The sequence below is a fragment of the Pseudomonas sp. Sample_9 genome, assembly GCF_004307535.1.
Classification (GTDB): domain Bacteria; phylum Pseudomonadota; class Gammaproteobacteria; order Pseudomonadales; family Pseudomonadaceae; genus Aquipseudomonas; species Aquipseudomonas mercuritolerans.
Map to the genome: position 1 here is coordinate 43,812 of NZ_RAZO01000224.1, position 5,185 is coordinate 48,996.

The window sequence follows — 5,185 nt, forward strand, 5'->3', positions numbered from 1 at the left end:
CGCGAGCAATCAGGTTCCGCCAGTGAGATAGCTTTGCACTTGCCTGACTACATCCCGGGCGGTGCGGGTTACGCCGATCAATGTGGCAGAAGCGAGCCCCGTCCAGTCGCCATAACCCACCAGCCATAAATCGGGCAACGCGACACTCCGGTTTTCGTTCACAGCCACTTTGCCATCCCGGCCTACAATATTCAGGCTGTTCAGGTGGTCGAGCGCCGGAGAAAACCCGGTGCACCAGATGACAGCGTCCACCTTTGTCTCGATCCCCGATGACCACACAACCCCTGTCGAAGTAAAACGCGTGAACGGCCGTACCGCGCTCAATACACCGCGTTCGCGAGCTTCCTTGACCGGTGGCACCATGACGATGTCGCCCAGTCCTCCAACGGGCTGTTGAGGCTCCACGCCATCCTGCTGCGCCTTCAGTCGAGCGGTAGCGCGTTCGAACAGGACGCGTCCGTCAACATCATCAGGTAGAAACGTTGGGGCCTGTTGAGTGACCCAGGTTGCCTGAGCCACTTTGGAGACCTCGGCGTAAATCTGGGCGCCGGAGTTGCCGCCACCGACGACAAGGACGGTTTTACCCGCAAACTCGTTCGGCCCGACGTAATGAGCGGAATGAAGCTGCCTGCCTGCAAACAATGCCTGGCCGGGATAGTCTGGTACGAAGGGGCAGCTCCAGGTGCCAGTTGCACTGATAACCGCTTTGGCGTCCCAGTGGTTGTCCTTTGAGATAACACGCAAGCCGCCTTCGATCTTTTCGACACGGGTCACCCGCGTGGAGCGGATGATGGGGAAGTCATACCGGCGCTCGTACTGAGTCAGGTATTGGACAACGTCGTCCCGCCCGGGCGTCCCCTCGGACAGGGCCGGCATCGGCCAGCCTGCAATCGAACTCCATGCTGACGGCGAGAAGAGCCGCAGCGAATCCCAGCCATGCCGCCAGGCGCCTCCTGGTCCCGGCTCGGCATCCAGCAGCACGTAAGACAAGCCTGTGCGCTTCAAAAAATAAGCGACAGTCAGCGCGGATTGGCCACCACCAATGACCACGACATCAAGTTTCGAATTCTGACTCACCAGCATCCTCCAGGCTCAACGGCCTCAACTTGTGAAAGATCGTGGTGCGCTCATACCGTTGCCCCACACAGGCATCAAATCGAACGCTGGTTGACTCGTCTGGACAGCTCTTCGGCGGATTCCTTGCGCTCGGAATAACGGTCAACCAGGTAATCCTGACGATCGCGCAAGAGAAGCGTGAACTTCATCAATTCTTCCATCACGTCCACCAGGCGGTCGTAGTACGAAGAAGGCTTCATGCGACCCGCTTCATCGAACTCGGTGAACGCCTTGGCCACGGAGGACTGGTTCGGGATGGTGAACATCCGCATCCAGCGGCCAAGTACCCGCAACTGATTGACCACGTTGAAGGACTGCGAGCCGCCGCAGACCTGCATCACAGCAAGGGTTTTGCCTTGCGTAGGTCGTACAGCGCCCAGTGCCAGCGGAACCCAGTCGATCTGCGCTTTGAACACGGCACTCATGGAGCCGTGACGCTCGGGAGAGCACCACACCTGACCCTCTGACCATTGCATCAGCTCGCGCAGCTCCACGACTTTGGGATGGGTGTCGGGTGCGTCATCGGGCAGCGGCAGACCCGAAGGGTCGAAGATCCTGGTTTCGGCGCCAAACTCCTTCAGCAGGCGTGCCGCTTCTTGCGTGACCAGACGACTGAATGAGCGCTCTCGCGTCGATCCGTATAACAGCAGAATGCGAGGTTTATGCTGCGAAGGATTACGAGGAGACAGCTGCTCCAGCGTAGGAATGTCGATCAGGTCGGCGTGTACGTTCGGCAATGTGTCTTGCATATGAACTCCTGCGCGGCGCGTGGTGGGGCGCCGCCTCGGTTGATCTTTAAAGCGAACCGATGCGGTTCAGTTCAGCTTGCAGTTGGTCAGGGCTCAGGGTCTTGAGCGGCAGTGCAAGAAATGCATTCACGCGTTCCTGAATTTTGCCCAGTGTGCTTTCAAACGCTGCGGTGATCTCGGCTTCCGACCCGCTAGCCTCGGACGGGTCGGCCAGCCCCCAATGCGCCTTCAGGGCTGGGCCGAAGAAGATCGGGCATGCTTCTCCAGCAGCGCGATCGCAGACGGTAATGACGATGTCGGGAGGCGAGCCCTCAAAAGCATCCGAAGCCTTGCTGCTCAAGCCCGCCGTGGAGACGCCCGCCGCCTCCAGCGTTTGCAGTGCCCGTTGATTCACTCGGCCACTGGGAAAGCTTCCCGAGCTGACGGCTTCTACACCCTCGGGCGCCAAGTGGTTGAAAAGCGCCTCGGACAGAATGCTGCGGCAGCTGTTGTGGGTGCACATGAACAGGATTTTCATCAGACGATTCCTTGATTCAGAAACTTAGGCGCAGTGCCAGGGCGGACAATGTGGCGACGAGAATGGGCAAGGTCAGCACGATCCCGGTCTTGAAGTAGTAACCCCAGCTGATCGTGATGTTTTTCCGGGCGAGCACGTGCAGCCACAACAGCGTGGCCAGGCTCCCGATCGGGGTGATCTTCGGGCCCAGGTCGCAGCCGATGATGTTGGCGTAAACCATCGCTTGCTGGACAACACCATCGACTTCGGCGGCATGAATGGATAAGGCGCCTACCAGAACGGTGGGCATGTTGTTCATGATCGAAGACAGCAATGCTGTCAGCAGCCCTGTACCAAGGGACGCGCCCCAAACGCCATAACCGGCGAACACGTTCAGGATTTGCGCGATGTGGTCGGTCAGGCCCGCGTTCTTCAGGCCATAAACAACCAGGTACATACCCAAAGAAAAAATCACCACCTGCCATGGCGCCTCTTTGAGCACCTTGCTTGTGTTGATGGCGTGACCACGAGCCGCGATGACATAGAGAATGCATGCACAGATCGCTGCAATGGCGCTGATCGGAACCCCCAATGGCTCAATGACAAAGAAGCCGATCAGCAGTAGTGCCAGCACCCACCAGCCGGCTACGAAAGTGGCACGGTCATGGATTGCGTCATCCGGGTTGTCCAGTTGGTTGAGGTCATAGGTCTTTGGTAAATCTCTTCGGAAAAACCACAGCAGCATGGCTAGTGTCGCCGCCACGCTGACGATGTTTACCGGCACCATGATCGAAGCATATTCGTTGAAGCCGATATTGAAATAGTCGGCAGAAACAATGTTGACCAGGTTGGAAACGACAAATGGCAAGCTCGCCGTATCTGCGATAAATCCAGCGGCCATGACGAACGCCAACGTCGCGGCGGGAGAAAAACGCAGCGCCAGCAACATCGCGATTACGATGGGAGTGAGGATCAATGCCGCTCCGTCGTTGGCGAACAGTGCCGATACAGCCGCACCCAGCAGGACGATAAATGCGAACAGCTTGCGGGTGCTTCCGCCTCCCCACCGGGCGACATGCAGCGCAGCCCATTTGAAAAAGCCTGCCTCATCAAGCAACAGACTAATAATAATGACTGCGATGAACGTTCCGGTAGCGTTCCAGACTATGCGCCAAACCTCCGGTATGTCGGCAAGGGTAACTACACCTGCCAGCAGCGCCACGATGGCGCCGAACGTCGCACTCCAGCCAACCCCGAGTCCCTTGGGCTGCCAGATGACAAGGACGATGGTGGCGATAAAGATCAATACGGCAATCAGCATTTCATTAATCCGGTTGGGCGTGAATCAGTTGCACACGGCTTGGTTGATCGGACGGTCGCTCATGCCGCACAGGCGCTTGGCCTCGGTTTCCAGCCATTGCTGATTGGCGTCTACCACTTCCTTCAAAACTGCAGCCACCCACGCGGGCAAATCAGGATTGACCCGGTAGTACACCCATTGACCCTGGCGACGATCCAGCAGCAAACCGGCGGAGCGCAGCAGCGCCAGATGACGAGAAATCTTCGGCTGACTCAGGTCGAGCGCTGCCGTCAGCTCGCATACACAGAGTTCACCTTGGCTCACGACAAGCAGGGAAATTTTGGCTCGGGTGTCGTCGGCCAGGCACTTGAACAAGGTGGTGGGGGTCATGGGTTCTGTCATTCGTCCTCCAGATGCTTTTGTCTTGACCAAAACGAAGAGCCTGATGCGTTTGCGGATGTCGTGATGCGTAGGATGAAAGGCGGCGGGATATTTGCCGGGCAATGGATACGGATGACCGAATATACGCATATGCATATATCTGGTAAAGCGAATATAACAGCGGTTGAACCGTCGAGACAGATAGCGGCGCGCGGATACGGCCCGCGATTTTTCTGATTCCAACTGATTGAAAATAGCCGTTGACTTAGAGCGCACTCAAACCTTTACGGTGATGACATGAATTCAGAACTGACAATTTCAAAGTTGGCCAAACGCCTTGATTTGAGCGCTCACACGATCCGCTATTACGAGCGCATCGGGCTGTTCGACCCGGTTGGGCGCGGTGGCAATGGCCACCGGGTGTACGCCGAGAAGGATGTGCTGTGGGCCGAGTTTCTGCTCCGGCTGAAGGCGACCGGAATGCCGATCCAGCAAATGCTGCGGTATGCCGAATTGCGTCGATCAGGCGACTCGACCCTGGCAGAACGCCGCGAACTTCTCGAGCAGCATCGCCGGGACGTGCAAGCGCAGATCAGCCAGTTGAGCCAGTCCCTGGAGGTTCTGGATAACAAGATTCAGATATATCACCAACTCGAGCAAAAGGAGCATCACCATGATCCGTAAACTTCCCGGTTTCAATCGTTTGCTGTCCGCCCCATTGATCGGCGCCAGCGTGACCAGTGTCGCAGCGCCGGTGGAGATGACCGATCGTCGAGCGCGCGGAGAAGCCGCTCTGACGCAGATTACTGGCGGACCTGGTCAGGCAGTGGTTGATTCATTGAAGGATACTGCTCCAGAACTTGCGGACTGGATTCTGAGTTTTGCCTACGGCGATGTCTTCGCCCGCCCCGGGCTCGATCACTGCACTCGTGAGCTGGCAACCGTTGCGGCATTGACCGCACTGGGCAACGCACAGCCACAACTGAAAGTGCATATCGGCGGTGCCCTGAACGTCGGGTGCACACCGGAGGCGGTGGTCGATGTGATCTTGCAAATGACCGTATACGCAGGGTTTCCCAGCGCCTTGAACGGTATAACGGCTGCGCGTGAAGTCTTTGCTGCTCGCGGGATCAGTGTCAAATC

General features: G+C 57.6%; 7 protein-coding genes. 2 read left to right on the forward strand and 5 right to left on the reverse strand.

What is annotated here, in order from left to right; genetic code table 11:
- Positions 1 to 9 precede the first annotated feature (9 nt).
- The 5 genes from D6877_RS12855 to D6877_RS12875 all read right to left on the reverse strand — a co-directional run bounded on the left by D6877_RS12855 (position 10) and on the right by D6877_RS12875 (position 4,063).
- A complete protein-coding gene (locus D6877_RS12855) occupies positions 10 to 1,083 on the reverse strand; it encodes an ArsO family NAD(P)H-dependent flavin-containing monooxygenase (RefSeq protein ID WP_130911025.1) in 1,074 nt (357 codons plus the stop codon).
- A gap of 68 nt (positions 1,084 to 1,151) precedes the next feature.
- Complete coding sequence (gene arsH / locus D6877_RS12860) at positions 1,152 to 1,865, reverse strand: arsenical resistance protein ArsH (RefSeq protein ID WP_130911026.1); 714 nt, start codon at positions 1,863 to 1,865, stop codon at positions 1,152 to 1,154.
- Positions 1,866 to 1,911: 46 nt separating this feature from the next.
- Complete coding sequence (locus tag D6877_RS12865; protein ID WP_130911027.1) at positions 1,912 to 2,382, reverse strand: arsenate reductase ArsC; 471 nt, start codon at positions 2,380 to 2,382, stop codon at positions 1,912 to 1,914.
- Positions 2,383 to 2,398: 16 nt separating this feature from the next.
- Positions 2,399 to 3,682, reverse strand: coding sequence for an arsenic transporter (locus tag D6877_RS12870; protein WP_130911028.1), 1,284 nt, complete (start codon positions 3,680 to 3,682; stop codon positions 2,399 to 2,401).
- Positions 3,683 to 3,706: 24 nt separating this feature from the next.
- Positions 3,707 to 4,063, reverse strand: coding sequence for a metalloregulator ArsR/SmtB family transcription factor (locus D6877_RS12875; RefSeq protein ID WP_122610110.1), 357 nt, complete (start codon positions 4,061 to 4,063; stop codon positions 3,707 to 3,709).
- Positions 4,064 to 4,339: 276 nt separating this feature from the next.
- On the opposite strand from D6877_RS12875, the gene D6877_RS12880 reads away from it, so the two are divergent.
- Together D6877_RS12880 and D6877_RS12885 are read left to right on the forward strand one after the other, a co-directional pair.
- Positions 4,340 to 4,726, forward strand: a complete 387-nt coding sequence (locus tag D6877_RS12880; protein WP_130911029.1) for a MerR family transcriptional regulator — start codon at positions 4,340 to 4,342, stop codon at positions 4,724 to 4,726.
- A gap of 76 nt (positions 4,727 to 4,802) precedes the next feature.
- A partial coding sequence (locus tag D6877_RS12885) for a carboxymuconolactone decarboxylase family protein (protein ID WP_038861560.1) occupies positions 4,803 to 5,185 on the forward strand: 383 nt, incomplete at its 3' end.

Excerpts from the sequence above, each read along its gene's own strand:
- D6877_RS12855 (WP_130911025.1), bottom strand. The coding sequence starts at position 1,083 with ATGCTGGTGAGTCAGAATTCGAAACTTGATGTCGTGGTCATTGGTGGT.
- arsH (WP_130911026.1), bottom strand. The coding sequence starts at position 1,865 with ATGCAAGACACATTGCCGAACGTACACGCCGACCTGATCGACATTCCT.
- D6877_RS12865 (WP_130911027.1), bottom strand. The coding sequence starts at position 2,382 with ATGAAAATCCTGTTCATGTGCACCCACAACAGCTGCCGCAGCATTCTG.
- D6877_RS12870 (WP_130911028.1), bottom strand. The coding sequence starts at position 3,682 with ATGCTGATTGCCGTATTGATCTTTATCGCCACCATCGTCCTTGTCATC.
- D6877_RS12875 (WP_122610110.1), bottom strand. The coding sequence starts at position 4,063 with ATGACAGAACCCATGACCCCCACCACCTTGTTCAAGTGCCTGGCCGAC.
- D6877_RS12880 (WP_130911029.1), top strand. The coding sequence starts at position 4,340 with ATGAATTCAGAACTGACAATTTCAAAGTTGGCCAAACGCCTTGATTTG.